At 64.7% G+C, this 24,747-nt stretch carries 17 protein-coding genes; 13 read left to right on the top strand and 4 right to left on the bottom strand.

Going from position 1 to position 24,747, the window contains the following annotated elements:
- Window positions 1–588: 588 nt before the first annotated feature.
- The 3 genes from G3574_RS16795 to moaA all read left to right on the top strand — a co-directional run bounded on the left by G3574_RS16795 (window position 589) and on the right by moaA (window position 6,195).
- Window positions 589–3,576 (top strand): Rne/Rng family ribonuclease, encoded by a 2,988-nt coding sequence (locus G3574_RS16795; RefSeq protein WP_163965552.1) that lies wholly within the window; start codon window positions 589–591, stop codon window positions 3,574–3,576.
- A gap of 104 nt (window positions 3,577–3,680) precedes the next feature.
- Window positions 3,681–5,039 carry a chromate efflux transporter gene (chrA, locus tag G3574_RS16790; RefSeq protein ID WP_163965550.1) on the top strand — a complete coding sequence of 453 codons (1,359 nt, stop codon included), beginning with the start codon at window positions 3,681–3,683 and terminating at the stop codon, window positions 5,037–5,039.
- 40 nt (window positions 5,040–5,079) lie between these two features.
- A complete protein-coding gene (gene moaA / locus G3574_RS16785; RefSeq protein WP_163965548.1) occupies window positions 5,080–6,195 on the top strand; it encodes a GTP 3',8-cyclase MoaA in 1,116 nt (371 codons plus the stop codon).
- A 34-nt stretch (window positions 6,196–6,229) separates the two neighbouring features.
- On the opposite strand, the gene G3574_RS16780 is transcribed toward moaA, so the two are convergent.
- The 4 genes from G3574_RS16780 to G3574_RS16765 all read right to left on the bottom strand — a co-directional run bounded on the left by G3574_RS16780 (window position 6,230) and on the right by G3574_RS16765 (window position 11,771).
- Complete coding sequence (locus G3574_RS16780) at window positions 6,230–8,227, bottom strand: acyl CoA:acetate/3-ketoacid CoA transferase (RefSeq protein ID WP_328804799.1); 1,998 nt, start codon at window positions 8,225–8,227, stop codon at window positions 6,230–6,232.
- 125 nt (window positions 8,228–8,352) lie between these two features.
- Window positions 8,353–9,666 (bottom strand): hemolysin family protein, encoded by a 1,314-nt coding sequence (locus G3574_RS16775; protein WP_163965546.1) that lies wholly within the window; start codon window positions 9,664–9,666, stop codon window positions 8,353–8,355.
- Between the two features lie 155 nt (window positions 9,667–9,821).
- On the bottom strand, window positions 9,822–11,267 hold the full coding sequence (locus tag G3574_RS16770; RefSeq protein ID WP_205609824.1) for a DNA recombination protein RmuC: 1,446 nt from the start codon (window positions 11,265–11,267) through the stop codon (window positions 9,822–9,824).
- Between the two features lie 87 nt (window positions 11,268–11,354).
- Window positions 11,355–11,771 (bottom strand): group II truncated hemoglobin, encoded by a 417-nt coding sequence (locus G3574_RS16765; RefSeq protein WP_163965543.1) that lies wholly within the window; start codon window positions 11,769–11,771, stop codon window positions 11,355–11,357.
- A 580-nt stretch (window positions 11,772–12,351) separates the two neighbouring features.
- On the opposite strand from G3574_RS16765, the gene G3574_RS16760 reads away from it, so the two are divergent.
- The 10 genes from G3574_RS16760 (at window position 12,352) to G3574_RS16715 (ending at window position 24,367) form a co-directional block, all read left to right on the top strand.
- Window positions 12,352–13,758, top strand: a complete 1,407-nt coding sequence (locus tag G3574_RS16760) for an undecaprenyl-phosphate glucose phosphotransferase (RefSeq protein WP_163965541.1) — start codon at window positions 12,352–12,354, stop codon at window positions 13,756–13,758.
- A gap of 31 nt (window positions 13,759–13,789) precedes the next feature.
- Window positions 13,790–14,968, top strand: coding sequence for a GDP-mannose 4,6-dehydratase (gene gmd, locus G3574_RS16755; RefSeq protein ID WP_163965538.1), 1,179 nt, complete (start codon window positions 13,790–13,792; stop codon window positions 14,966–14,968).
- A 135-nt stretch (window positions 14,969–15,103) separates the two neighbouring features.
- Complete coding sequence (gene fcl / locus G3574_RS16750) at window positions 15,104–16,072, top strand: GDP-L-fucose synthase (RefSeq protein WP_163965537.1); 969 nt, start codon at window positions 15,104–15,106, stop codon at window positions 16,070–16,072.
- 94 nt (window positions 16,073–16,166) lie between these two features.
- Window positions 16,167–17,696, top strand: a complete 1,530-nt coding sequence (locus G3574_RS16745) for a lipopolysaccharide biosynthesis protein (protein WP_163965535.1) — start codon at window positions 16,167–16,169, stop codon at window positions 17,694–17,696.
- Window positions 17,697–17,706: 10 nt separating this feature from the next.
- Window positions 17,707–19,170: an O-antigen ligase family protein gene (locus G3574_RS16740; protein ID WP_163965533.1), complete on the top strand. Its 1,464-nt coding sequence runs from the start codon at window positions 17,707–17,709 to the stop codon at window positions 19,168–19,170.
- A 113-nt stretch (window positions 19,171–19,283) separates the two neighbouring features.
- Window positions 19,284–20,042, top strand: coding sequence for a glycosyltransferase family 2 protein (locus G3574_RS16735; protein ID WP_163965532.1), 759 nt, complete (start codon window positions 19,284–19,286; stop codon window positions 20,040–20,042).
- A complete protein-coding gene (locus G3574_RS16730) occupies window positions 20,039–20,920 on the top strand; it encodes a glycosyltransferase family 2 protein (protein ID WP_163965530.1) in 882 nt (293 codons plus the stop codon). Before G3574_RS16735 ends, G3574_RS16730 begins: the two co-directional genes overlap by 4 nt.
- Before the next feature lie 378 nt (window positions 20,921–21,298).
- Complete coding sequence (locus G3574_RS16725) at window positions 21,299–22,438, top strand: glycosyltransferase family 4 protein (protein WP_163965529.1); 1,140 nt, start codon at window positions 21,299–21,301, stop codon at window positions 22,436–22,438.
- 2 nt (window positions 22,439–22,440) lie between these two features.
- Complete coding sequence (locus tag G3574_RS16720; protein WP_163965527.1) at window positions 22,441–23,658, top strand: glycosyltransferase; 1,218 nt, start codon at window positions 22,441–22,443, stop codon at window positions 23,656–23,658.
- The gene (locus tag G3574_RS16715) at window positions 23,600–24,367 is read left to right on the top strand and encodes a WecB/TagA/CpsF family glycosyltransferase (protein WP_235953483.1); all 768 of its coding nucleotides are present in this window, start codon (window positions 23,600–23,602) and stop codon (window positions 24,365–24,367) included. The genes G3574_RS16720 and G3574_RS16715 overlap by 59 nt, the downstream gene beginning before the upstream one ends.
- Window positions 24,368–24,747 lie beyond the last annotated feature (380 nt).

Below are 24,747 nucleotides of genomic sequence, written 5' to 3'. Positions count from 1 at the left end.
TCGCCCGAGTTACAAACCGGGCTTGTGTGCAAGAATAAAAAGCACATTCTACACAGGGGCGTGTCTGCCGGTCCCGTCAAGATGCGAAAACGGCGGAAAAGATGTGTATGCACCGCCTTCGCGCGCGTCAGGGTTGCACCGCTGTTGCAATCGGGCCGGCGCGTCGGCGCTGGAAAAGTTTGCTTGAATTGTAAGGATTAGTTCTGGCAAGCACTTCCCGGACCCGGATCACGGCGTCATCGGGAATGCTCGCTGGTTGATGTAACCGGTTTTCGTTTTGCCGATCCGTGAACGACCAATGACTCATTTGGCTCACCCTTGCTGCACGCTGCCCGCTGCCGCGCCAGGCCTGGCGACGTCCCCGACGTCCGCCTTCCCCTGCCCGCGCGACGCGACGGGAGCGGGCCGTCGGCAACCGTCACCGGCACATCCGCGCCCCGTTGTCGAGACCACGTCACTGGCGACCGGTCCGGCACCATAGGCAATTCCCTCCTCAAGCACTCCGACCTCGCGTACATCCCTAGGCTTGCCGCGCCGGCTCTGCCATCGCGCGGCGTTCAAGATGGCCCCAAGGCCACGGAGCGAAACATGAAAAGAATGTTGTTCAACGCGACGCAGCAGGAGGAACTGCGCGTCGCCATTGTCGATGGGCAGAAACTCATCGACATCGATATCGAGACGACGGGGCGCGAGCAACGCAAGTCCAATATCTACAAGGGTGTTATCACCCGCATCGAACCCTCCCTCGAAGCCTGCTTCGTCAACTATGGCGAAGAGCGCCACGGCTTCCTCCCCTTCAAGGAAGTTGCCCGCAGTTATTTCAAGGATGGCGTCGACGTCCGCAACTGCACCATCAAGGAAGCGCTCAAGGAAGGCCAGGAAATCATGGTCCAGGTCGAGAAGGAAGAGCGCGGCAACAAGGGTGCCGCCCTCACCTCCTTCATTTCCCTGGCCGGCCGCTACCTGGTCCTGATGCCAAACAATCCGCGCGGCGGCGGCGTGTCCCGCCGGGTCGAGGGCGAAGACCGCCAGGAACTGCGCGAAGCCATGGACAAGCTGGACCTGCCGTCCGGCATGTCGGTCATTGCCCGCACCGCCGGCATCGGCCGCAGCGTCGAGGAACTGCAGTGGGACCTGAACTACCTGATGCAGCTCTGGCGCGCCATCGAGGGCGCCAGCACCTCCGCCCCGGGCGCTTTCCTGATCTACCAGGAATCCTCGCTCGTCATCCGCGCCATCCGCGACTATTTCCAGCCTGACATCGGCGAGATCCTGATCGACACCGATGACATCTACGAACAGGCGCAGCAGTTCATGTCCCACGTGATGCCCGACATGGTGCACCGGGTCAAGCGCTACCGCGACGACGTGCCCCTGTTCTCGCGTTTCCAGATCGAACACCAGATCGAGACGGCCTACTCCCGCACGGTCCCCCTGCCCTCCGGCGGCGCCATCGTCATCGATCACACCGAAGCCCTCGTTTCCATCGACGTCAACTCCGCCCGCGCCACGCGCGGCGCCGACATCGAGACCACCGCGCTCCACACGAACCTCGAAGCCGCCGACGAAGTCGCGCGCCAACTGCGCCTGCGCGACCTTGGCGGCCTGATCGTGATCGACTTCATCGACATGGAGAACGCGAAGAACCAGCGCGAAGTCGAGACCCGCCTGAAGGACGCCCTGCGCTACGACCGCGCCCGCGTGCAGATGGGCAAGATTTCCCGTTTCGGCCTGATGGAGCTGTCCCGCCAGCGCCTGCGCCCGTCGCTGTCCGAAGGCAGCCACGTGACCTGCCCTCGCTGCAACGGCACCGGCCATATCCGCGACACCGATTCTTCCGCGCTGCAGGTGCTGCGCATCATCCAGGAAGAGTCCATGAAGGACAATTCCGCGGCCATCCACGTCCAGGCACCGGTCGACGTGGCTGCCTTCCTGCTCAACGAGAAGCGCGGCGAGATCCTCAAGATCGAAACCCGCCACCGCGTGACCGTGGTGCTGATTCCCAACAAGCATCTCGAGACGCCGCACTACAAGCTCGAGCGCATCAAGCACGACGATCCGCGCCTCGAGGAGCCCCAGGCCAGCTACGACATGGCCGAGGAAGTCGACACCGACATCAGCTACGGCAAGCGCCAGAAAGAGGACGTCCGGCCGCGCCAGGAAGCCGTGGTCAAGGGCATCACCCCAGACCAGCCGGCGCCCATCGTCGAGCGCAAGGTGGTCGAACCGACCGCGGCGCCCACGCCGGCCCCGACCATGGCTCCTGCCGAGGAAGGATTCTTCAGCCGCATGTTCGGCTTCTTCCGCAAGAAACCCGTCGCGCCGGCACCCGCGCCCGCGCCCGTGGTCGAGGAAAAGCCGGCCCAGGCCAAGGAGCGCGGCGAGCGCAACGAACGCGGCACGCGCGGCCGCGGCCGGAGCGGACGCGGCAACAACAATCGTGGCGGCCGTGACCGCGACGAGCGCGAATCCCGCGACACCCAGGACACCGCCAAGGTGACCGCCGGCGCGGAAGGCGCCCAGCAGCCGCGCCAGCCGCGCGCCCCCAAGGAAGCGCGCGAGCCCAGGGAAGGCCGTGAACCGCGCGAGGGACGGGAGCCGAAGGAAGCCCGCGAGCAACGTGAACCGCGTGAACCCCGTGAGCCGCGCGAACCGAGGGAAGCGCGCGAGCCGCGTGAAGGCCGCGAAGGCGGAGAATCCCGTCGCGAACGCAGCCCGCGCCAGCGCGAAGAGCGCAAGGAAACGGCTGCCCCGGCAGAAGACTTGCTAGGTACCAACCTCCAGCCTGCGGTCCAGCCTGCCCATGAGCCGCTTGCCGTTCCCGCAGAGCCCAGCAGCATGGATCTTGCCGCGACTGATGCCGACAACCCGGCCAATATCGCCGGCGAGGAAAACGCTGGCGAACAGGGCGAGGAGCGTCGCCGTCGCCGTCGTCGTGGCGGCCGCAACCGCAACCGCCGCGATCGCGAGGGAGGCGAAGCGCTCGGCGCCGGCGAGGAAGGCATGGAACAGGACGGCGAGGCCCCGGCCGAGACGCCAGCTGCGATGCAGCTCGAGCTGACCGGCGTAGACGCTCAGCCTGCCGTGTCCGCCGAGCCCGCACCTCCCGCACCGATCGTAGCGCCCGCACCGGTCGAGCAGCCTGCCCACGCAGCGACGGAAAGCGCACCGGCGGCTGTTGAAGCCAGCCAGCCAAGCGAACCTGCGCCGGCAACGGCGCAAGCCGCTCCGGCCACCGTTGCGGAAGTGGCGCCGGTCCCGCCGGCACCGGCCGCGGTTTCGGCTCCGGCTCCGGCTGCGGTTTCAGCCCCTGCACCGGCCGCCGTTCACGCAGCCGCCCCTGCCATGGCAACTCCCGCCGCAGCCGCAGTCGCCCCTGCGCCCATGCAGCTCGACCAGCTGCGCGACGTGCTCTCCTCCGCCGGCCTGACGCTCGCCGTGACCGACCCGGAGAAGCTGCGCGCCGCCCAGGAAGCCGCGGCGAACTACGTGGCGCCGCCGCGCGCGCCGCGCGAGCGCAAGCCTTTGCCGCCGGTGTCCAGCGAGCCGCTGGTCCAGGTGGAAACCCGTCAATGACGGGTAACGGCCCGAGGCAATGACAAAGGGAGCGCAAGCTCCCTTTGTCATTTCAGCCGGCCGGATCCTGCCATCGTTTTCGAATCCAGCTCGAGTCCGCCCTCATGACAACGCCCCCGCCTGCAGCGCCGGCCGAATGCGAGCCGCCCTCAACCGTGTCGTTCCCGGAAGCATTGCGCTACTGGTTCAAGCTGGGCTGCATCAGCTTCGGCGGACCGGCGGGGCAAATCGCGTTGATGCACGAGGAGCTTGTCGAGCGGCGCCGCTGGATTTCCGAGCGCCGCTTCCTGCATGCCTTGAACTACTGCATGGTGCTGCCCGGGCCGGAAGCCACCCAGCTCGCGGTCTACATCGGCTGGCTCCTTCACCGGACGCCGGGAGGGATCGTGGCAGGCACGCTGTTCGTCCTGCCCTCGCTGCTGCTCCTGATCCTGCTCTCCTGGATCTACCTTGCCTGGGGCCATCTTCCCCTGGTGGCGGGCGTGCTTTATGGCGTCAAGCCGGCAGTGGTCGCCATCGTGGCCGCCGCCGGCTGGCGCCTCGGGACGCGCACGCTGCGGAATCCCTCCCTGATCCTGATCGCCCTTGCCGCCTTCATCGCTATTGCCGTGCTGCACCTGCCGTTTCCTTTCGTGATCGCGGGCGCCGCGGTGCTGGGGATCGCCGGCGGACGCCTCGTCCCGGGGCATTTCGCGCCAGCGGCATCCGGCCACGGCGCTTCCGGCCAGCCTTCCCTGCCGGCCCTGATCGGCGACGACACGCCGCCGCCCGCGCATGCCAGGCCGGGTTGGCGCACGATGCTGCTCCCTGCCCTTGCCGGCATCGGCATCGGCATGGCCGCCTGGGGATTGCTTGCCGCCACGCTCGGCGAAGGCCATGCATTGGCCAGGATGGGCGGATTTTTCACCAAGGCGGCGCTGCTGACCTTTGGCGGGGCTTACGCGGTACTGCCCTACGTGGTGCAGAACGCGGTCGACAATTATCATTGGCTGACGCCGGCCCAGATGATCGATGGCCTTGCCCTCGGCGAGACCACGCCGGGTCCGCTGATCATGATCGTTTCCTTCGTCGGTTTCGTCGGCGGCTGGAGCCAAGCGGTACTTGGCGGGCAGCCTTTCCTGGGCGGGGTGGCGGGCGCCGTCGTGGCGACCTTCTTCACCTTCCTGCCCTCCTTCGTGTTCATCCTGGCGGGCGGCCCGGTGGTCGAGGCCACGCGCGACGACCTGAGGCTGACGGCGCCGCTGACCGCCATCTCGGCGGCGGTGGTCGGCGTGATCCTCAGCCTCGCGCTGTTCTTCGCCTGGCATGTCTTCCGCCTCGGGGCAGCCCCCCGGGACTGGGATGCCATGGCGATGATCGTTGCCGCCGGCGCGGCGCTCGCCCTGATACGTTACCGTCTAGGCACGATCCCGGTCATCGGTGCATGTGGAATCGCGGGCCTCGTGATATCTTACTTGCGATGAAGGCGCGAACGCGCCCACCCACGATAGCAAAAGCTAAAGCATGTCCGAAAAGTTCATTCCCATCGCCGATCAACGGATTCTCCGCGGCGGCGCGGTCATCCCCGCCGTGCGGCAGCCCGCGAACGGATTGTTGAGCGATACGCTCGGCCGGCCCCTGCATGACCTGCGGATCTCCGTCACCGACCGCTGCAACTTCCGTTGCGTCTACTGCATGCCCAAGGAAGTGTTCGACAAGGATTACCGCTTCCTGCCGCATTCCTCGCTGCTGTCCTTCGAGGAAATCACCCGCATCGCCCGGCTCTTCATCGCCCATGGCGTGAAGAAGATCCGCCTGACCGGCGGCGAGCCGCTGCTGCGCAAGAACATCGAACACCTGATCGAGATGCTGGCGGCCTTGCGCACCATCGACGGCGAACCGCTGGACCTGACCCTGACCACCAACGGCTCGCTGCTGGCCCGCAAGGCCAGGTCGCTCAAGGACGCAGGCCTGCAGCGCGTCACGGTATCGCTCGACGCGCTCGACGATGCCGTGTTCCAGCGCATGAACGACGTGGATTTCCCGGTGTCGGCGGTACTGGAAGGCATCGAAGCGGCGCACCAGGCGGGGCTCGGGCCGATCAAGATCAACATGGTGGTCAAGGGCGGCATGAACGACCAGGAAATCGTGCCCATGGCGCGCCATTTCAAGGACACGCCCTTCATTGTCCGCTTCATCGAATACATGGACGTCGGCAGCAGCAACGGCTGGAAGATGGATGAAGTGGTGCCATCGGCGGAGGTGGTGCGGCGGATCAGCGCGGAAATGCCGCTCGTGCCGGCCGACCCGAACTATATCGGCGAAACCGCCGAGCGCTGGCGCCATGCCGGCGGCGGCGGCGAGATTGGCGTGATTTCCAGCGTCACCCAGGCCTTCTGCAGCGATTGCAGCCGCGCGCGGCTGTCCACAGAAGGAAAGGTCTACACCTGCCTGTTCGCCAACCATGGGCATGACCTGCGGGCCCTGCTGCGCGAAGGGCGCAGCGACGAGGAAATCTCCGCCGCCATTTCCCATCTCTGGCAACTGCGCGGCGACCGCTACTCCGAACTCCGCACCGCCAGCACCGACGGCCTGGGCAAGCAGGAACGCAAGGTCGAGATGTCCTACATCGGCGGCTGAGGCACCGCCGGCCAATTCCCCGCCATGCAGGCGATCATTCCTTGAGACGGGACAGGGCCTCTTCCGGGCTGGCGTACATCGCGGGTTCCGTCTCTCCCTTGCGCAAGGCGCTGCCGAAATAGCTGCGCATGAAGGCGCTGCCGGTGTAACGCGTCACCCGGCTGTAGAAATGCCTGTCGAGGTGATGGACCATCGCCACGTAGTCGTCCAGCAGGTCGGGCGCGATCGCGAAGTTGTCATAGTTGACCACCGCCGGCACCTTGCGTCCGAGCGGCTTGAGAATGGCCTCGACGCTGCAGCGGATGGCCTCGATGTCCGCTACGTTCTTGACCTCGAAGCCTTCGAAGTTGACGAAGAACAGGTCGCGTTCCGTGTGATAGGTCAGCCGCTGCTCGAGCGGCAGGTAAAGGATGTCGGTGCGCAGGCCCATCGGCCCGGTGCGGAAGATGCGGCCGTCCATGAGCTTGAGGTCGGGGCTGATCACCGGGCGGAAGTGCATCTGCGCCAGGATGTCGCGTTCGAGGTCGACGCCGGGCGCGATCTCGATGATTTCCAGTCCGGCATGCACCAACCGGAAGACGCAGCGCTCGGTGATGTACAGCACCGTCTGGCCGCGCTGCAGCGCGTAGTCGCCGCTGAAGGTCCGGTGCTCAACCTCCTCCACGAACTTGCGGGCCGCGCCTTCCTTGAGGATGCGCAGCGCGCCGTCCTGCACCGCCACGGCGAGGTTGCCGGCGGTGAAAGTGCCGACGAAGACGACCTTCTTGGCATTCTGGCTGATGTTGATGAAGCCGCCCGCGCCGGCGAGGCGCGGTCCGAACTTGCTGACGTTGAGGTTGCCATGGCGATCGGCCTGGGCCAGGCCGAGGAAGGCGGCATCCAGTCCGCCGCCGTCGTAGAAATCGAACTGGTAGGGCTGGTCGATGATGGCGGCCGGGTTGGTGGCCGCGCCGAAGTTGAGTCCGCCGGCGGGGATGCCGCCGATCACGCCGGGCTCCGCGGTCAGCGTCACGAGGTCGAGCACCTTCTCTTCCGCCGCCACCGCCGCCACCCCTTCCGGCATGCCGATGCCCAGGTTGACCACGCTGTTGGGCCGGATTTCAAGCAGCGCGCGCCGGGCGATGATCTTGCGCTCGCTCATTTCCATCGGCTGGATCGATGACATCGGCACCCGGATCTCGCCGCTGAAGGCGGGGCTGTAGGGCTCGCTGAAGGTCTGCATGTGGTATTCCGGCTTTTCGGCGACCACCACGCAATCGACCAAGATGCCGGGAATCTTGACCTGCCGCGGATTGAGCGACCCGCTCTCGGCGATGCGTTCCACCTGCACGATGACGATGCCGCCGGAATTGTGGGCTGCCATGGCAATCGCCAGCGCTTCCAGCGTCAAGGCTTCCTTTTCCATGGTGACGTTGCCTTCCGGGTCGGCGCTGGTGCCGCGGATGATGCCGACGTTGATGGGCATGCCCTTGTAGAACAGGAATTCCTTCCCGCCCAGCGTCATGAGCTCGACCAGGTCCTCGGTCGTGCGCGCATTGACCTTGCCGCCGCCGAAGCGCGGGTCGACGAAAGTACCGAGGCCGACGCCGGAGATCACGCCCGGCTTGCCGGCGGCGATGTCGCGGAACAGGTGGGTGATGACGCCCTGCGGCAGGTTGTAGGCATCGATCTTGTTGTCGATGGCGAGCTGCTGCAGCTTGGGAACCAGTCCCCAGTGTCCGCCGATCACGCGCCTGACCAGGCCTTCGTGTCCGAGGTGGTTGAGGCCGCGATGCTTGCCGTCGCCCTGGCCGGCGGCATAGACGAGAGTGAGGTCGCGCGGCGATCCGCCCTGCCCGTTCGCTTCGGCGTCGAGAAAGCGCTGCTCCAGCGCGACCGCTATGTTCTCGGCGAAGCCGATGCCGACGAAGCCGCCGGTGGCGATGGTGTCGCCGTCGTGGATCAGGCGCACCGCCTCGGCGGCGGTCACGATCTTGTGCCGGTTCGACGGCCGCGTGCCGCCCGCCATCGGGTCTGAAATGCGGTGCATCATCCTTGTCTCCTCAACGCCTGCCGGCTCTGTCGTCCGGGAAATTATGCACCATGGCTTATCAGTTTGGCATCATGGTAAAAATGCGGTAGGTCGAAACGCGGCCGCCGCTTGTCGTTCCATCGGCCTCAACCGCTGTTTTCATCGGTGGCCTCGATGATGGCCGGCAGCCGGGACGCCAGCACCTTGTCGATGCGCTTGCCGTCCAGGTCGACGATCTCGAAGTTCCAGTCCTCCCAGTCGCAGCGGTCGCCGGTCTGCGGCAAACGTCCCAGCAGCAGCATCATCATGCCGCTGAGCGTGTTGTAGCGGCCGCGCTCCTCCTCCGGCACTTCCTTCAGCCCGAGCCTGTCCTTGAGCTCGGGCACGGGAATCAGGCCGTCCAGCAGCCAGGAGCCGTCGTCGCGCTGCAGCGCCCAGGCTTCCTCCGCGCTGTGCGTCTTGAATTCGCCGGTGATCGCTTCCAGCACGTCCTGCAGGGTCACGATGCCCTGCACCTCGCCGTATTCGTCGATGATGAAGGCGAGCTGCACCCCGGAGGTCTTGAAGTTCTCGAGCAGCTCCATGCCGGTCAGGGATTCCGGCACGAAGACAGCAGGCTGCAGGTGTTCCGTCAGGCTGACCTTTTCGCCGCGCAGAGTCTGGGCGAGAAGCTGGCGCGCGGTGGCGACGCCGAGCACGTCCGACCAGCCGCCCCGCACCACCGGGAAGCGCGAATGATCGGTGCCCTCGAAGCGGCGCAGGTTGTCCTGCAGGGGTTCCTCGACGTCGAAGTACACCACGTCGCTGCGCGGCACCATGAGCGATGCGATCTGGCGGTCGTCGAGACGGAATACGTTGCGCACCATCTGGTGTTCATGCTGCTCGATCACCCCGGCGCTGGAGCCTTCGGCCAGCATCAGGTTGATTTCCTCCTGCGTGACCGTCGGTTCGTTGCGCTCCTTGATGCCGAAGGTACGCAAGGCAAGCTGGGTCGAGGCAGACAGGAAGAGCACGAAAGGCTTGGAGATGGTCGCCAGGAACAGCATGGGGCGCGAAACGATGCGAGCGATCGGCTCCGGGCTGATCTGGCCGATGCGCTTGGGCACCAGTTCCCCGAGCACGATGGTGAAATAGGTGATGGTCAGCACCACTAGGCCGGTGGCCAGGTACTCGGAGTAAGGCTGGCTGATGCCCTGCCGCTCGATCCAGGCGGCGAACGGCCGCGCCAGGGTGGCTTCGCCGACGATGCCGTTGAGCACGCCGATCGACGTCAGCCCGATCTGCACCGTCGACAGGAAGCGCGTCGGATCATCGCCCAGCCGGATCGCCGCCGCGGCGGAATCGTCGCCCTCCTCGGCAAGGCGCTGCAGGCGCGCGCGCCGCGCCGTCAGCAGCGCGATTTCCGACATCGCGAAGATGCCGTTGAGAAGGATCAGGCCCAGCAGTACCGCTATTTCCATAAGAGGGAGTCAGATGCAAAAAGGAAATGGAATGACGTCGATACTGCCAATATAGCAAGAATGCCTGCGGCGGGGGGCGGCGCCGCGCCCAAGCCTTGCCGGAAGTCTTCCCGGACAGGCTGACGGCGGGCGCTCGGCCGAGGCTCAGTAGCCGCTCATTCGTCGCTCAGCGTCTCGGTGCCGAGCAGGATCTGGGCCGTCTCCGACGGCAAGGCCTCGACCGACTTGAGCTTGCGCGACATCTGCCGGGTGCGGGTTTCCGCCTGTTCGATGTTCTTCGCGGCGCGCTCCAGGGTGTTCCTGGTTGCCGCCAGCACATCGCCGAACTTGGCGAACTCGGTCTTGACCGCACCCAGTACCTGCCAGACCTCGGAGGAGCGCTTCTCGAGGGCCAGGGTGCGGAAGCCCATCTGCAGGCTGTTGAGCAGGGCCGACAGCGTCGAGGGTCCGGCGATGCTGATGCGGCAGGCGCGCTGCAGTTCGTCGGCAAGTCCCGGCCGGCGGATCACTTCCGCGTACAGGCCTTCCGTCGGCAGGAACATGATGGCGAAATCGGTGGTCAGGGGCGGCGAGAGGTATTTTTCCGCGATGATCTTGGCCTGCGCCCGCACCGCCCGTTCGAGCTCCCGGCCCGCCGCCTGCACGCCGTCGTGGTCGGACAGCTCGGCCGCCTCGCACAGCCGCTCGTACTGCTCCTTGGGGAATTTAGCGTCGATCGGCATCCAGACCGGCCGCTGTCCTTCTTCCTGGCCGGGCAGCTTGATCGCGAACTCCACGCGCTCGCCGCTGGCCGGCACGGTCTCGACGTTCTTCGCGTACTGGTCGGGCGTCAGCATCTGCTCGAGCAGCATTTCGAGCTGGACTTCGCCCCAGGTACCGCGCGTCTTCACATTGGTCAGCACCCGCTTGAGATCGCCCACGCCGATGGCGAGCTGCTGCATCTCCCCGAGGCCCTGATGCACCTTGTCGAGCCGGTCGGACACGAGCTTGAAGGATTCGCCGAGGCGCTGCTCCAGCGTGGACTGCAGCTTTTCGTCGACCGTGCGGCGCATCTCCTCGAGGCGGGCGGCATTGTCGGTCTGCAGGTCGCGGATCTTGCTCTCCAGGGTCGCGCGCACTTCGCCCATGCGCTGGGCGTTCGATTCGGTGAGGCTGGCCAGCGTCTGGTTCAGGGTGTCGGCGAAACGCTTGAGCGCCATCGCCTGTTCTTCGCGCGCGGCCAGCGCCTGGGTGTGGCTGGCCTGGCGCATGGCTTCGAGTTCCTGGCGGTTCGCTTCGCCGGTCTTCGCCAGCTGCTGGGCGAAGGAATCGATCTGCTTGTTCTGGATCGTCGCCACGCTCGTCAGCTGGGCGAGCAAGGCTTGCTGGAGCTGGCCGAGGGTCGCGCCGATTTCCTGGCGCGTGCCTTGCGCGCTGTTCTGCACCTGCATCCGCATCTCGCGCTCGATGCGTTCGCAGATCGCCTGCTGGTGATGCTGCATGTCGGCCTGCCATTGCAGCGCGCGGCCGGCCTGGCCGCCGCGTGCTTGCATGAGCAGGAAGAACTGCAGCAGCGCGATCACCGCGAGCAGGCCCAGCGTAATGATCTCGATCGTTGTCATGTCGTGTCCACCCTCAGGGTTTGGCCAAGGCGCCGGCTCTTGAACAGGCCAGGGTCTTGCGAAAAATGGCGGCAGCGCGCGAGCTCCTCAGCCCGCCTTGTTGCGCATCCAGTCGGCGGTCTGGAAGAAGGATTGCATGAGCCGCATCTGCAGGTCTTCGGCGATGCCGACATCCTGCATGGCCCAGGCCATGCAGCGCAGCCACTGGTCGCGTTCGGCTGAGGCGATCGCGAATGGCAGGTGTCGCGCGCGCAGCCGCGGATGGCCGAAACGTTCCACGTACATGCCGGGGCCGCCCAGCCAGCCGGTGAGAAACCAGTAGAGCTTGTCGCGCGAACCATCGGTGGCCGGCGGATGCAGCGCGCGGATGCCGGCGAATTCCGGCTCCAGTTCCATGAGGTCGTAGAAGCGGTCGACGAGTTCGCGCACCTTGGCTTCGCCGCCGATCATGTCGTAGGGAGTGCGCTCTTCGGCGTCGCTGGGTTCTTGGGGTTGAGTGATCATGGGGAGCAATGATATCGCATCGCAATGCGTCGAGAAACCGGTTGCCATTGCGGCATGAGCGCGCTGCGTTCGCCGATGCATGCGCCCCCCGCGCGACCGTCTCCCCGGCATGCGCGCAACCGCCGCAACCGACTGTGCAAGCGCCATCGCATCCGCACGCGCGCGCAAGGCCGCCGGGATGCATTCCGCTTGATGTGCGTCGTCATCCTCATGTCATCCGCGGCGTTGCCAAACCGCGTTTTTCCCTTATGCGGCGCGGCTGTTTTTCGTTTTCCGGATGCACTAATTTCCTGCGCACATTAGTCGATCTCACCCCGCGCAACACTTCGTTTGAGTGGGTGCAAATCGACTTTTGAGACGTCGCAAGCAAACGATACTTAGGAAATCCGGGGGTGTGTTCTCGACTAGTATTGTCTTAAAAGTAACAGACGAAACGTGCTTCGCGGCGCGCAGAAAATGGCATCAGGGAAATGCGCCGCGATGTTCAGGCAACAGGTTTCAAGCGCTCGTCTGCTTGCTGATGCAGCGGCTGCGGCAAGGCCGTCTGCAGATCATGGTTCACATAACAAGACTTAACACTATGCGTGATCTCATCATCAACAATTCTTCCAAGCTCGAGCTGACGCTGCGCCTGCTTGACGTGGCGGCATTGGAGCTTGCCGGAGTGATCGCGGGATTGATCCACTTCAACTCTTCACTCACCGAGGCCGCGCCCATCCATACCGTCATGTTGCACCTGTGCAGCGTGCTTGCCTTCTTCCTGTTCCCCCAGCTCGGCCTTTACGGGTCGTGGCGCGGGCGCGCCCTGCCCGACATGTTCATCCGCCTCGCCGGTTCGCTTGCGCTGGTGCTTCTCGTCGGACTCTTCTTCAGCTTCCTGATCCACCACGTCGGGCATGTGTCGCGGCTCTGGCTCTTCTACTGGTATGCCGTGGGCATCGCCATGCTGTTGCTCTACCGCTCCGCCGCCTACACCATGCTGCGCGGCATGCGCGCCAAGGGCCTCAACAGCAAGCGCGTGCTGCTGGTGGGCTACGGCAGCACCGGCCAGGAACTGCACCACCGTTCGCTCCAGCTCGACTGGGCCGGCTATGACGTGAAGGCGGTGCATGCCGACACGTCCGACCTGCCGAAACTCGGCGGACAGACCATCGACGTCATTCCGGACCTCGCCGGCATCCCCGATTACGTGGTCGCCCACCGCATCCATGAAATCTGGATCACCCTGCCTCTGATGGCGTCGCCGCAGCTTCAGGAGCTGAAGTTCCTGCTGCGCAACACACTCGTCGACATCCGCTGGGTGCCCGACATCATGGGCCTTCAGATGCTGAGCAACAAGATGACGAACTTCCTCGGCTTCCCGGTGGTGGACCTCAACCAGCCGATCTCGAGCGGCATCAACGGCATCGTCAAGGAAATCTTCGACCGCGCCTTCGCCGCTGTCGCGCTCATCCTGCTCGCCCCGCTGTTCGCGGTACTGGCGATCCTGATCAAGCGTTCCTCGCCCGGGCCGGTACTCTTCAAGCAGCCGCGGATGGGCCTGAACGGCAAGCCGTTCAACTGCTACAAGTTCCGCTCCATGATCGTCCACCAGGAACACGGCACGGTCACCCAGGCCACCAAGGGCGACTCGCGCATCACGCCGATCGGAGCCTTCCTCCGCCGCACCAGCCTGGACGAGCTGCCGCAGTTCCTCAACGTGCTGCTGGGCGACATGTCCGTCGTCGGCCCGCGGCCCCACGCCATGCAGCACAACGAGATGTACAAGGACCTCCTGGAAATGTACATGCTGCGCCACCGCGTGAAGCCCGGCATCACCGGCTGGGCCCAGATCAACGGCCACCGCGGCGAAACCGACACGGTCGACAAGATGGCGAAGCGCGTGCAGTTCGACCTGGACCACATCCAGAACTGGTCGCTGTGGATGGACATCCGCATCATCGTGTGGACCGCCTTCCGCGGCTGGACGGGAACGAACGCCTATTGAGGCGGCATCGGAACGCAACCGGAAACACGGCATGAAAGAAGAACTGTCCAGAAGCACCAAGAACGACGCCGGCGCCGGCAACGAAGGCCCGGATGGCAGGCCGAAGGTCGCCCTGATCACCGGCATCAGCGGGCAGGACGGCGCCTACCTCGCGGAGTTGCTGCTTTCCAAGGGTTACGTCGTCCATGGCATCAAGCGCCGCACGTCGCGCCTCAACACGGACCGCATCGATCATCTTTACCAGGAACCGCAGGAATCCCAGCGCCGCCTCCTGCTGTACCACGGCGACCTGACCGACACCTCGTCGCTGCTGAGCATCATCCAGCGCGTGGAGCCGGATGAAATCTACAACCTCGCGGCACAGAGCCACGTGGCGGTGTCCTTCGAAGAGCCCGAGTACACCGCGAGCTCCAATGCCCTGGGCCCGCTGCGCATCCTCGAAACCGTGCGGCGGCTGGGGCTGGCGAAGAAGACGCGCTTCTACCAGGCATCGAGCTGCGAGTTGTTCGGCGATGCCGAGGGGCATCCGCAAAACGAGCTCACGCCCTTCCAGCCGCGCAGTCCCTACGCCATCGCCAAGCTTTACGGCTACTGGATCACGGTGAACTACCGCGAAGCCTATGGCATGTATGCCTGCAACGGCATCCTGTTCAACCATGAGTCCCCGCTGCGCGGCGAGACCTTCGTGACGCGAAAGATCACGCGCGGGCTCGCGCGCATCGTCCTTGGTCGGCAGGACTGCATCTATCTCGGCAACCTCGATGCCCGGCGCGACTGGGGACATGCCCGTGACTATGTCGACATGCAGTGGCGCATGCTGCAGCAGGACAAGCCGGAAGACTTCGTGATCGCCACCGGCATCGAGCACAGCGTGCGCGAATTCGTCGACGCCGCCGCCGCCGAACTCGGCATCGTCCTCGAGTGGCGAGGCACGGAAAAGAACGAAGTCGCGGTGGTCGCCGACCCCGGGACGAACGCCAGCCTGTCCGCCGGCCAAACCATCGTGCGCGTGGATGCGCGGTATTTCCGCCCGATCGACGCGATGAGCAAGGTGGGCGATCCCGCCAAGGCGAGAAGCAAGCTCGGCTGGGAACCGAAGATCGGGTTCCAGCAGCTGGTCGGCGAAATGGTCCGCGCGGACCTGCAGGCGGCAGGCAAGGAACAACTGCTGCAGTCGCAGGAATACGCCTACGGCTTCCCCGGCGAGTGAGGCGGAGCGCCGGCGCGGCGCCAGACATCGGACAACAGGAATCAATCAACAGGCATCAAGCGCCGGCAAGGCATCCCGCGCCGGCGAATCGGCAGCAACCGGCTTTATTGCAAGCGTTACCAAACGAAGGAAAACATGAAGACACACCTGAACAAGCGCATTTATGTCGCCGGCCATCGCGGCCTCGTGGGCTCGGCCATCGTGCGCACCCTGCGCAAGCGCGATTACACCAACATCGTCACCCGCACGCACGCCGAGATGGAGCTGACCGACCAGGCCCAGGTGCGCGCATTCTTCGAATCGGAGCAGATCGACGAGGTGTATCTCGCGGCGGCGCGGGTGGGAGGCATCCATGCGAACAATACCTATCCGGCGGAATTCATCTACGACAACCTGATGGTGCAGGCGAACGTCATCCATGAAGCCTGGCGCGCCGGCGTCAAGCGGCTGCTCTTCCTCGGCTCGTCCTGCATCTATCCGCGCATGTCCCAGCAGCCGATCAAGGAAGAGTACCTGATGTCGGGCAGCCTGGAGCCGACCAACGAGCCCTATGCCATCGCGAAGATCGCCGGCATCAAGATGTGCGAGAGCTACCATCGCCAGTATGGCAGCGACTTCCGCAGCGTCATGCCGACCAATCTATACGGTCCCGGCGACAACTATCACCCGGAGAACAGCCACGTCATCCCGGCGCTGATCCGGCGCTTCCACGAGGCGAAGATGAACGGCGCGGAGAAGGTCACGATCTGGGGCACGGGCGAGCCGCGCCGCGAATTCCTGTACGTCGACGACATGGCAGATGCCTGCGTGCACGTCATGGAACTGGATCGCGAAACCTATGATTTGAATACAAGTCCCATGTTATCTCATATCAATGTTGGCACAGGCGAGGACGTCACAATACGTGAGGTCGCGGAAGTCATCCGCCGCGCCGTGGGCTTCAAGGGCAGCATCGAATTCGATACCAGCAAGCCCGACGGCACGCCCCGCAAGCTGCTCGACACGGGCAAGCTTGCACAGCTTGGCTGGCGCCCGGGCATGCGCCTGAGCGACGGCATCGTGGAGACCTACAGACACTTCCAGCAGGAGACCGTGCGCGCCTGAGCGTATCACGTTGAAACGACGGATTGTGCCAGCGCATGATCCGTCGCTCCGGTCGGAACTGGCCTCAGGCGCCACGGACTAAACAGTATCCGATATGGAACAACAAACCAATCTATCCAGCAAGGGAATCAGCGCGGTCTTCTGGGGCAGCTTCGGTTCCGCACTCCGGGCGGTCCTCCAGATTGTCACCCAGGTCATTCTCGCCCGCATCCTCGGTCCTTCCGAATACGGCATCTTCGCCATCGCGTCCATCGTCCTCAGCTTCAGCAAGTTCTTCTCGGACGTAGGCATCTCCTACGGCCTGATCCAGAAAAAGGAAGTCTCGGAAGATGACATCCGCTTCGTCTTCACCTGGCAGCTCATCCTCGGCGCCACGGTCGCGGCGCTGGTCTACCTGTTCGCCGGGCCGCTGGCGGCCTTCTTCAAGGAACCGCGGGTTGTGCCGGTGATCCAGGTCGCTTCCGTGATCTGCTTCATCAACGCGGTATCGTCGCCCTCGGCCAACCTGCTCAAGCGCGAGATGGATTTCCGCTCGCTGCAGGCCGCGAACGTCATCAGCTACATCATCGGCTACCTGCTGGTCGGCATTCCGATGGCGATGCTGGGCTACCAGGTCTGGGCGCTGATCATGGCCTTCATCGTCAGCGAGCTGGCCGCCTTCATCATGGTGTACAACAAGTGCCGGCACCCGGTTCGCATTTTGCTGTGGCAGAAGGGTGACAAACACTTGCTCGTCTACGGCGGGCGAGTCTTCATCACGAACATCCTGAACTGGATCATCAGCAACGTCGACCGGGTGATCGTCGGACGCGCCTTCCAGACTGTCGACGTCGGCCTTTACTCGCTGTCTTACAACCTGGTGTCCAACCCCGCCCTGACGCTCATCGGCGTCATCCAGTCGGCGCTGTTCTCCGCCAGCGCCAAGGTACAGGACGACTTCGACCGCCTGCGCAAGGCCCTGCTCACCACGATAGGCGCGGTCACCCTCGTGCTGTTCCCGGTCTTCGCCGGCATCGCGGCATGCTCGCATACCATCCTTGAGGCGCTGTATGGCCAGGCGTGGCTGCCCGCCGCCGACCTGCTGCAACCTATCTCGCTCGCCATGCCGCTCTACCTGCTGCTTGGCATGGCCACGCCCATCCTCTGGGTGTCGGGGCAGACGCAGAAGGAATTCAACATCCAGGTGCCGATCGCCATCGGCTTCGTCATCGCCTGCATCCTGGCGGCCAGGGTTTCCCTGGAAGCGGTCGCCTGGGTCACCTTCGGCATGTACCTGCTGCGCTCGGCCACCATCGTGATCGCCACCTGCCGCGCCCTCGACCTCAGGCCGTCGGCGGTGCTCGCCGCCATGCAGGGCGGCCTCGTCGCCACGGTCTTTACCACCGCCCTGATCTGGACCACCGACCTTGCCCTGCGACAAATCACCGGCCACGTCTGGCTCTGGCTGGCCGCCGACGTGCTCGCCGGGGGCGCGGGCCTCCTCCTTTCGCTCTGGCTCTTCCCGCGGCTGATGCACCACCACGTCGCGCAGCTGTTCGAAAAGGTCGCGCAGCGCATGCCGCGGAAAGCGGGCGAACCGGTGATCCGCTTCCTCTACCGCAGCCAGATGAACAAACACGTTTAAGGGTGAATCCATGAATGACACCTCTCTTGCCACCCTCGTCGTCACCATCGCCGGCGCCGCGGCCGCCGGCATGATCGGATTGATGGCGGTGGGCGTTTTCATCGGCATCAACCGGCAGTTTGGAAAATGGACGGTCGCGCTCATCAATCCGCTCATCCTGCTGGCGATGTGCGGCCTGGCCTTCCTTTCCGGGCGCAACGTGTCCAACGCGGAATTCGAGATCGGCACCGCGGCGGGCGCGGAAACCGCGCAGCTGACCTGGTTCCTGCGGATCATCACCGCGGCGGTGCTCGGCGTCTGTCTCGCGCGCTTCCTGTCGGCAATGATGCGCCACGAGGCGATGCCGCGCGAAGGACGGGGCCTGTTCTTCGCCTTCCTCGCCTTCTACATCTCGAACTTCGTGCTCAACAACCTGTTCGGCACGCGCCCGGTGTTCGACCAGAAGCTGATCTATCCGCTGCTGGTCACGATCGCGGTTTATCTCTCTCGCTCGCGAGATGCCCGCATGACGCTGGACGCGACGAAATCCGGGCTGCTGTTCTTCTGCATCGCCAGCTGCGCCGCGATCTATCTCTTGCCGAATGCCTCGGTGCAGCAGGGCTATGACGGCGTCATCCCGGGCGTCGGCTTCCGGCTGTGGGGACTGGGCTCCAACCCGAACAGCACCGGGCCGCTGGCGGTCATCCTGCTGCTGCTGCTCGCCCGCCGGCCTTTCCGCAATGTCGTGCTGCAGTTGGTCGGCATCGCCTCCGGACTGGCTGTGCTGGCCCTCTCCCAGTCGAAGACCGCCTGGCTGGCCGCAGCACTCGCCTTCCCGACCTTATGGTGGGGCAAGATGATGTACGCGTCGGCCACCGGCGGCAGCGGGCGCCGTGCCGTCTATCCGCTTCACCGCTTCCTGCGGCCCATGCTCGTCTGCGTGCTCGGTCTGGCGGCGGTCACCGTCGCCGCCTACCTGATGACGAACAATCCGCTGGCAAAGGTTGCCATCGACCAGCAGGAACAGGTCACGACGCTGACCGGCCGCACCGAGATCTGGAACGTGGCCATCGAGACCTGGAAGCAGAGCCCGCTGTTCGGCTATGGTTCGGCGATGTGGGACGAAGTCTTCCGCCGGCAGGTCGACATGGCCTTCGCCTACAACGCCCACAACCAGTTCCTGCAATCACTTTCCGTGGCGGGCGCGGTCGGCCTGGCCGGCATGGTGGTGTACGTGGCGACCCTGTTCCGCTATGCGTTCGCGGCCAATACCGCCACGCGCGGCCTGTCGCTGGCGCTGTTCTGGGTCATCTTCGTGCGCCTGTTCACCGAGGCGCCCTTCAACATGGCAGGCATCTTCAGCGGCGAATTCGTGACCCACGTACTGCTGTTCACGCTCGTGCTGACCAAGGGCCGCGAAGTGTATTTCACGAACCGGCCCGCGGTCGATTACGCGCAGTTACAAAATTTGCAGTATCACAGATCCAATGCTTAATAACTGCTGCAATAGATCATAACGGCAAGCGAGCAAATATCCCATCCTGATGACATTCCCTGACGAAGGAAAGCGACCATGGGATTAACGCAATTTTCGCAGGCCCGGACATCATGCAACGACTGACATTTTCTATCATCACCTGCACCTGGAACAGCGAGCCGTATCTCGCGCAATCCATCGCATCGGTCCTGTCGCAGGACTATCCGAACATCGAGTACATCTTCGTGGACGGCGGCTCGACCGATGGCACGCTGGAACGCATCAAGCGCATCCAGCGCCCCACCCGCCTGCTGACAGACGTGCGCGGCGGCATCAGCAACGCGATGAACGCGGGGATCGAGATCGCCACCGGCGACGTCATCGCCCACCTGCATTCCGACGACTACTACCTGCATCCCGGCGTGCTGTCGGCGGTCGCCTCGCACCTGGAGTCCAGCGGCAAGAACTGGCTGTTCGGCCGCATCCTGCGCGACCTGGACGGCGAACTGCAGCGCGAGAAATACGTCTCGCCGCGCTACAGCTATTCGCAGCTCTTGCGCACGAATTTCATTCCGCACCCCGCGACCTTCGTGCGCCGCGAATTCATCCAGCGCGCCGGCGGCTTCAACACCAAGCTAAAGTATGCGATGGACTACGACCTCTGGCTGAAGCTGGGCGGGCTCGGCGATCCGGTCCAGCTCGACGAGCCGCTGGCGGCCTTCCGCGAGCATGACGGCAGCCTGTCCACCCGGGACCGCCTGCCGGCGCTGGAGGAAGACTTCCGCGTGCGCCTGTCGCATGCCGGCTTCAACCCGATCGCGCGCGCCATCCACTTCGCACGCTACCTGGTGCGGCGCCAGCGCATGGTTCAGGCAGGAGCGCGCCCATGAGCATGACGCGAGACGACACCCGGGACAAGACCCCGCTGTTTTCCCTCATCCTGGCCACGGTCGGACGGACCGACGAGCTCGACCGCATGTTCGTGTCGCTGGCGGCGCAGACGCTGCACGATTTCGAAGTGGTGGTGGTGGACCAGAACGCCGACGACCGGCTCAAGCCGCATCTCGACCGCGCCCGCTCGCTGGGCATCGCGCTGCGGCACATCCGGCTCACGCCGCCGAATCTGGCCGCTGCCCGCAATGCAGGCATTGCTGCCGCCACAGGCAGGTACGTCGGATTTCCGGACGACGATTGCTGGTACGACTGCGACCTGCTGGAGGCGCTCGCCAGGCGCTTCCAGCGCGCGGACCAGCCCGGCGGCGTGATCGCGCGCTGGGTCGAACAGGATGAACAGCCGGCCTCGGCCGCCGACCTGAGCTGGAAGCGCTCGAGCGCCTTCCGCGACATTCCGGTCTGCTCGATCACCCTGTTCTGCAGCCTCGAGCTGTGCCTCAAGCTGGAGGGCTTCGATCCCCGGCTTGGGGTCGGCCAGTGGTTCGGCGCCGCCGAGGAAACCGATTTCGCCTTCCGCGCGCTGCGCGAAGGTGCGCTCTTTACCTACGAGCCGCTGGCGCGCGTGCATCACGCGGTCGCCTCGGCGCAACCGCAGGTCACCCTCGGCATGCGAAACGCGCTGCGCCACCGCGCGCGCGGGACGGGCGCCCTGTATGCAAAGCACCGCCTTCCCTTTTGGGTCGTCGCCCGCGGGCTGGTGGCTCCCGTCGTCCGGCCCTTGCTCAAGGGGTCGCTCGGCGCGGATCTGCTCGCAGGGTGGCAGATCACCTTGGGCAGGCTGGATGGCATGCTGCACTGGCGCCGCAAGCACTGAGGCGCGCGAGCCTGGCATCCGGTATTCCGATGTCCGGCCGGGACGTCCGGGGTCTCGTTCCCCGTCCCCCCGGCGGGTGAAAGGCTAGAGCATGAAACACAAGCGAGTGAACCTTGCCGCGCGCCGCCAGGCCGGCCCGTGCCGCATTGCGCCGCGCGATTCCCGCAATCGAGGCAGCGACTTGATGCACTGCCAGCAATGGAACGAAGTGCAACAAGGCATGGTCTGCATCTGGAACGGCGCACACTCGCAAGACAAGGTAAAGCGATTACGGAGCCCTGGAAACAGCGAATGTATTTGCCATCAAACGACAATATCTCCCTCTATTCCGATGAGAATGAAAAGCGGCGGTCAGGAGGCGTCCGAAGCGTGCCCCCCATGAGAATCGTCATCATCACCAACCATCCGCCGCCATTCCGCATCCCCGTGTATGAAATCATCGGCAAGATGCCGGACGTGGAATTGCAGGTCATCTTTTGCAGCCGGCGCGAGCCGAACCGGCGCTGGATGCTGCCGCCCCTGAATTTCAACCATGTCTTTCTCAAGGAACGCTTCGTCACGCGCGGCGACAACTTCATCCACAACAATCCGGACGTACTGGCCGCCCTGCGGCGTTTCCGCCCGGACGTGATCGTGACCACCGGCTTCAACCCGACCTACCTGTACGCCTTCGGCTACGCGGTGCTGACCGGCGCGGCGCACGTGCCGATGACGGACGGCACCGACCTATCGGAGCGCGCCCTCAGCAACTGGCACAAGCGCATCCGCACGATCGTGTACTCGCGCTCGCAGGCCTTCCTTTCCGCCAGCGACGGCGGCCAGCGCCTGTACGAGAGCTACGGCATTCCGGCTGCCGATTGCTTCAAGTCATGCCTGTGCATCGCCAACGAGGAATACCGCCTGCACACGCCGTTCGAGGAGAAGCGCTACGACTTCATCTTCTGCGGCCGTCTCGTCGAAGGCAAGAACCCCGGCTTCGCGCTGGAAGTCGCCGCCGAGGCAGCGCGTCGCCTCGGCCGGCAGACCAGCCTTCTCTACGTCGGCAACGGCACCCAGGAAGACGCGCTGCGGGAAAGCGCCGCGGGACTTGCCGGCCTGGTGCAGGCGGACTTCCACGGCTTCGCCGAGCAGGAAGAATTGCCCGCGCTCTATGACTCGGCCCGTATCTTCCTGTTCCCGACGCTGGCGGACGTCTGGGGCGTGGTCGCCAACGAAGCCGCCGCGGCCGGGTTGCCGATCATCGTGTCTCCCCATGCGGGCGTGGTGGGCGAACTGGTGCTCGAAGGAGAAAACGGCTATGTGCGCGCGCTGGACAACGAGGCGTGGACCGAGCGCGCGATCGCGCTGCTGACGCAACCGGAACTGTACGCGGATTTCTCGCGCCGCAGCCGGACGCTAGCGGGACAGTACACCTTCAAGCATGCCGCAGAGGGCGTCGTTGCCGCCTGCCGGCATGCGGTCAGCGTCAAGAAACCGCGCAAGCAGGCCGCGGCATCCGAGCGAACCAAGGTAGGCTGACAATGAGAATCCTGATCGCCCATAACGGCTACCAGTACCGCGGCGGCGAAGACACGGTCGTCGAGGCCGAGGTCGAGCTGCTGCGGTCCCATGGCCACGAGGTCGCGCTGTACAGCGTGCACAACGACGAGATCGAACGCATGCCCAAGGTCGCCGCCGCGATGAAGGCCGTGTGGTCCGGCGATACCGCGAGGGAAGCCGGACGCCTGTGCGACGACTTCCAGCCCGACGTGGTCCATTCGCACAACACCTTCCCGCTGATATCGCCTTCCCTGTACTGGACGGCGGCACGCAGGGGAATACCGGTGGTGCAGACGCTGCACAACTTTAGGCTGCTCTGCCCGCAGCCCATCTTCCTGCGCGACGGGAAGATCTGCGAGGACTGCATGGGCAAGCTGCCCTGGCGTTCCGTCGTGCACCGCTGCTACCGCGATTCGGCCGCCCAGTCGGCGGTCGTTACCGGCATGCTGGGCGTGCACCGCATGCTCGGAACCTACCGCGACAAGGTCACGCGCTACATCGCGCTGAACCGGTTCGCGCGCGACAAGTACATCGAGGGCGGCCTGCCGGCCGACAAGATCCGGATCAAACCCAACTTCATCCCTTCCGCCACGGCGCCGCAATGGAGCGGCAGGCGGGGCGGGCTGTATGTCGGCAGGCTGTCGACCGAAAAGGGAATCGGCGTGCTGCTGCAGGCTGCCGGCCGCATGGAACGCCATGCGCTGGAAGTCGTCGGTAGCGGGCCGCTGGAAGAACAGGTCCGTAGCGGCTTCGGCGCGGCCTGGCTCGGCCACCTATCGCTGGAGCAGATCCTGCGCAAGATGCAGGATGCGCGCTACCTGGTGGTGCCGAGCATCTGTTACGAAAATTCGCCGCGCACCATCGTCGAGGCGTTCAGCAGCGGCCTGCCCGTGATCGCCAGCCGGCTCGGCGCCCTGGCCGACATCGTCAACGATGGCGTGACCGGCCTGCTGTTCAATCCGGGCGATCCCGCCGACCTGGCCGCGAAGATGGCCTGGGCCGACGATCATCCGGAGGAGATGGTCCGCATGGGCATGGCGGCGCGGGCGGAATACGAGGCCAGCTACACGCCCGCGCGCAACCACGAGATGTTAGTGAGTATTTATGAAGATGCGATTGCCACAATCAGAGGGAAGCACTATGCTGCGCAAGGGACAACCGGTACTGGAAGCGTTCATCGACGCACTCACGTGGGATGAGGCGCTGTCCCGCATCGTCAACTGGGGCGCAGCCCGCGAGTCGCGCTATGTCTGCATCTGCAACGTGCATTCCGTCGTCACGACCACCCAGGACATCGAATTCAAGATCGCGGTAAACAACGCTGACATGGCGACCGCGGACGGCGCGCCCGTCGCGTGGGCATTGCGCAAGCTCGGCCACCAGGGACAGGAACGCATCAACGGCCCCGACCTGATGATCAAGTACCTGGCGGAAGCGGAACGGCGCGGCCAGGTGGTGTTCTTCTACGGCAGCACCGAATCGACCCTGGGCCAGCTCGAGAAAACCTTGCGGCAGCAGTTTCCCAAGCTGCGCATCGGCGGCATGCATGCGCCTCCTTTTCGCCCGCTGACCAAGGAAGAGGACGACCAGATCGTCCGCCGCATCAATGATTCCGGCGCCAGCGTGGTCTTCGTCGGCCTCGGCTGCCCGAAGCAGGAAAAGTGGATGGCCGAGCACCGCGACCGAATCCACGCGGTCATGATCGGCGTGGGGGCGGCGTTCGATTATCACTCGGGCGTCGTGAAGCGCGCGCCGCTCTGGTGGCAGCGGCACGGCCTCGAATGGCTCTACCGGCTCGCCTCCGAACCGCGCCGCCTGTTCAAGCGCTATGCCGTCACGAACACCCTGTTCGTGCTCGCCTTCACGCGCCAGCTGCTCAATACCAAGTTGCAGTTCAATAACGCCTGACCCCATCCGGACCGGCGACCGCCGGTCCGCTTTCCTGCGGATCGATGTCTTCCTGACACGCTTTCCCGCGCTTTTCCCTTCCCTGGCTTTTCATCATTGACGCTCCGGCAACCCCGCGTGCCTCCCGCTCGGGTCTTGCCATAACGCTCATGATTCCAGCGGTATTTGCCGCGCGCTTGCAAGGGTGGCATCCCCTTCGCTCCCTCAAGGCAGTTTTCTTGTCAGCCCTCAAATGATCTGTGGAAACTAGTTTCCTCAGGTCATTTACATCTAGAAATATTCTCCGGCGGAACTATTTTTTTCAGGAAAGACTCTTACCGACACGCAACACGTTTTGCGATTAATCAATAATCATTCGGAAAGAGGACCCATGTTAAATC

The sequence above is a fragment of the Noviherbaspirillum galbum genome (assembly GCF_010974945.1).
GTDB classification, from domain to species: domain Bacteria; phylum Pseudomonadota; class Gammaproteobacteria; order Burkholderiales; family Burkholderiaceae_D; genus Noviherbaspirillum; species Noviherbaspirillum galbum.
This window is presented reverse-complemented; position numbering and strand designations above follow the sequence as displayed.

Excerpts from the sequence above, each read along its gene's own strand:
- G3574_RS16795 (WP_163965552.1), top strand. The coding sequence starts at position 589 with ATGAAAAGAATGTTGTTCAACGCGACGCAGCAGGAGGAACTGCGCGTC.
- chrA (WP_163965550.1), top strand. The coding sequence starts at position 3,681 with ATGACAACGCCCCCGCCTGCAGCGCCGGCCGAATGCGAGCCGCCCTCA.
- moaA (WP_163965548.1), top strand. The coding sequence starts at position 5,080 with ATGTCCGAAAAGTTCATTCCCATCGCCGATCAACGGATTCTCCGCGGC.
- G3574_RS16780 (WP_328804799.1), bottom strand. The coding sequence starts at position 8,227 with ATGATGCACCGCATTTCAGACCCGATGGCGGGCGGCACGCGGCCGTCG.
- G3574_RS16775 (WP_163965546.1), bottom strand. The coding sequence starts at position 9,666 with ATGGAAATAGCGGTACTGCTGGGCCTGATCCTTCTCAACGGCATCTTC.
- G3574_RS16770 (WP_205609824.1), bottom strand. The coding sequence starts at position 11,267 with ATGACAACGATCGAGATCATTACGCTGGGCCTGCTCGCGGTGATCGCG.
- G3574_RS16765 (WP_163965543.1), bottom strand. The coding sequence starts at position 11,771 with ATGATCACTCAACCCCAAGAACCCAGCGACGCCGAAGAGCGCACTCCC.
- G3574_RS16760 (WP_163965541.1), top strand. The coding sequence starts at position 12,352 with ATGCGTGATCTCATCATCAACAATTCTTCCAAGCTCGAGCTGACGCTG.
- gmd (WP_163965538.1), top strand. The coding sequence starts at position 13,790 with ATGAAAGAAGAACTGTCCAGAAGCACCAAGAACGACGCCGGCGCCGGC.
- fcl (WP_163965537.1), top strand. The coding sequence starts at position 15,104 with ATGAAGACACACCTGAACAAGCGCATTTATGTCGCCGGCCATCGCGGC.
- G3574_RS16745 (WP_163965535.1), top strand. The coding sequence starts at position 16,167 with ATGGAACAACAAACCAATCTATCCAGCAAGGGAATCAGCGCGGTCTTC.
- G3574_RS16740 (WP_163965533.1), top strand. The coding sequence starts at position 17,707 with ATGAATGACACCTCTCTTGCCACCCTCGTCGTCACCATCGCCGGCGCC.
- G3574_RS16735 (WP_163965532.1), top strand. The coding sequence starts at position 19,284 with ATGCAACGACTGACATTTTCTATCATCACCTGCACCTGGAACAGCGAG.
- G3574_RS16730 (WP_163965530.1), top strand. The coding sequence starts at position 20,039 with ATGAGCATGACGCGAGACGACACCCGGGACAAGACCCCGCTGTTTTCC.
- G3574_RS16725 (WP_163965529.1), top strand. The coding sequence starts at position 21,299 with ATGAGAATCGTCATCATCACCAACCATCCGCCGCCATTCCGCATCCCC.
- G3574_RS16720 (WP_163965527.1), top strand. The coding sequence starts at position 22,441 with ATGAGAATCCTGATCGCCCATAACGGCTACCAGTACCGCGGCGGCGAA.
- G3574_RS16715 (WP_235953483.1), top strand. The coding sequence starts at position 23,600 with ATGCTGCGCAAGGGACAACCGGTACTGGAAGCGTTCATCGACGCACTC.